3 protein-coding genes are annotated in these 2,635 nt (G+C 29.7%); all 3 read right to left on the reverse strand.

The annotated features are described in order from the left end of the window. The coding region (phnC, locus tag ACRC28_RS13360) for a phosphonate ABC transporter ATP-binding protein (RefSeq protein ID WP_438543942.1) at nucleotides 1-569 on the reverse strand (569 nt) is incomplete at its 3' end. A gap of 12 nt (nucleotides 570-581) precedes the next feature. Next, the gene (locus ACRC28_RS13365) at nucleotides 582-1,613 is read right to left on the reverse strand and encodes a PhnD/SsuA/transferrin family substrate-binding protein (RefSeq protein WP_438543943.1); all 1,032 of its coding nucleotides are present in this window, start codon (nucleotides 1,611-1,613) and stop codon (nucleotides 582-584) included. A 248-nt stretch (nucleotides 1,614-1,861) separates the two neighbouring features. Further along, nucleotides 1,862-2,635, reverse strand: a 774-nt coding sequence (locus tag ACRC28_RS13370) for a hypothetical protein (protein ID WP_438543944.1), incomplete at its 5' end; no start/stop codon positions are given.

A 2,635-nucleotide genomic window follows, 5' to 3' on the forward strand; every position in this document is an offset into this window, starting at 1 on the left:
AAATAATCCATAATGATTTTTGATGAGCTTGGGTCTAAAGATGCAATAGGTTCATCACATAAAATAAGCTTTGGGTCTTGAATTAACGCCCTACATATCCCAACTCTTTGCTTTTGTCCTCCACTTAACTTATCACATCTTTTAAAGGCTTGGTCTTTAAGTCCAAGCTTCTCTAAAAGATGAAATGCCTTTGTTTTTTCTTCTTCTGTATACCTTCCTAAAACTCCATCTAAAGTACTTTTATATCCAAGCCTTCCATGTAGAACATTTTCTATAACAGAAAGTCTTTCCACTAAATTATAGTGTTGAAAAATCATTCCTATCTTTGTTCTATGCTCCCTAAGCTCCTTTTTATTTAAATATCTAACTTCTTTATTATCAAAAACAAGCTCACCTAAAGATATATCAATCATCTTATTTATACATCTAAGAAGAGTAGATTTCCCTGCACCTGAAGGTCCTATTATAGATATAAACTCCCCCTTTTTAACTGAAAAACTTATATCATCAAGTGCTTTAGTTCCACCCTTATATTCCTTACATAAACCCTTTAAATCTAGCATTTCCATCTAAAATTCTCCTTACTTACTAAGTTCTCTAACTGGATTAAACCATGAATCTTCTACCTCTAAAAACTTTTCTTTATCAGTTTTAGTGAAGAAGCCTTTTCCATCAGAACCTTCTTTTATAAATATCTTTTCATTATTTGTAGTTTCTTCTCCTGTAAAGGCATCCTTTAAATTCTTTATCTCTTCATCACTTAAAAGATTTTCATTAATTACAAAAGGTGAGTTTAAAACTGGAGTGCTATTTATAGCTACAAACTCTTTTCCTTTTAAATTTTTAAAAGGTTCATCTGCATTGTCCTTAATCTTGTACTTTGTTCCAACAGCATTAAATTTTCCATCTACAACATCAATATAATTCATCATTACAGTATCACAAAAAGCCGCAATATCTGATTTGTTAGTTAATAAGTTTACAGCTGCCCCTTGATGAGAACCACCAAATAAAACTTCATTAAAGAACCTGTCTTTTCCACCTTGCATTAAATCTTCTGCTGTAAGATTATCTTCTTTAAACTCCTTTACAATTGAACTTGAAGGAACTTTAAATCCTGAAGTTGAACTGTTAGACACAAAGCTCATTTTCTTTCCTTTAATATTTTTTATAGAATAATCATTTCCCTCTTTATAATCCGTTTCTTCACCACTTCTTACAGAAAGCCAGCTATAATAAACTGCATCATCTAAAGTTCCTGATGGTCCTGATGGAACTACTAAAGGTGCAATCTTATCATTCTTATTTTTGGCCTCAATATATCCTTGTGCTCCTGTAAAACCAATTTCAGCCCCATCATTTGAAAGAGCCTCTATAGCCACTAAGTAATCAGTAGTAAGCTTATGAGTAACCTTTCTTCCTGTAGCCTTCTCCACAATCTTTGCAATCTCTTCTCTAGCCTCTTCTAAATCTCCACCACTTTCATTAGGATACCAAACAATTCTTATATCCCCTTTGCTTCCTTCCTTTCCATCAGTCCCCATACATCCAACAAACATAGAAACCCCAATAGTTAAAGCCCCAATTAACGATAAAATCCTCTTCATTTTCATCTCTTTATTTCCCCCTTTTATTTATCAAAATTTTCCTTATGCTCTTCATGTAATTCACAATCGCAACACTTTTACTACTTAATAAATTCCTTTTCTAAAGTATATCTTGGCGCTATGTTAGATGTCTTTTAAGTATTGTTAAATCTTTATTTTTAATTTAAAATTATACAAAAAAAAGATGAGCTTTATAAACTTCATCTTCCTTCCATACCTTATTCTTGCTATTTTAATTTTATCATTACATTTATTTAAAATATTTTATATTTTTGTTGAATTCTTTCTTCTGGAATAGGATCTGCGATAATAAACATAGTTAAATTTGCTTCTAGAAGTTTCTTATTTGTGTTTTCATATATAATCTTAGGCTTAATTCTAGCATTTTTTATTGATGAATCTATTCTCAAAATAAAGCTTATATCTAGAGAAGTTTTTCCTGGTATTACAGTCTCTTTTACTTTTTCTATTTTAAACTTATCATCTGCATTTAATTCAACCCCTTTTATTACCAAAGTATCTTCAGTGATATTTTTCAAAGTATATGAAATCTCATATTTGTTAGTTTCCATTCTATCTATTAAAAGAGTTCCCCCCTCTACTTCAATACTTTTATCTGCATTATCTAAAATGCTAATTATAGAAGTTCCTAAATCTACTGCATATTCTTTTTTATTAAAATTAACATTCAATACTCCATTCGATAATTCCTTCTGCCTTTCCATATATGATTGAATTTGTAGATTATATGATAGTTGATATCTGTGGAATCTCTCATTTTCATCTATTAATGTATTTTCTACCTGTCTAACATTTAATAATTGCTCACTAGACTCTAAACTTACATCCATATTATAAGTTGAATAATTTGTTATATATATCGGATATTCAAGATATACCTCTTCATTTTTTTCTAAAATAATATTATTATGCCATGCATTCTCTATAAATCCATGCATAGTTTTTTCTTCTCCCTTACTATATGACACTAAAAAAAATATAATAAATCCTACATTTAAAATAATACC

The organism is Clostridium sp., from assembly GCF_051650885.1.
GTDB lineage: Bacteria > Bacillota > Clostridia > Clostridiales > Clostridiaceae > Clostridium.

Coding starts and splice junctions, on each gene's coding strand:
- ACRC28_RS13365 (WP_438543943.1), bottom strand. CDS start 1,613: ATGAAAATGAAGAGGATTTTATCGTTAATTGGGGCTTTAACTATTGGG.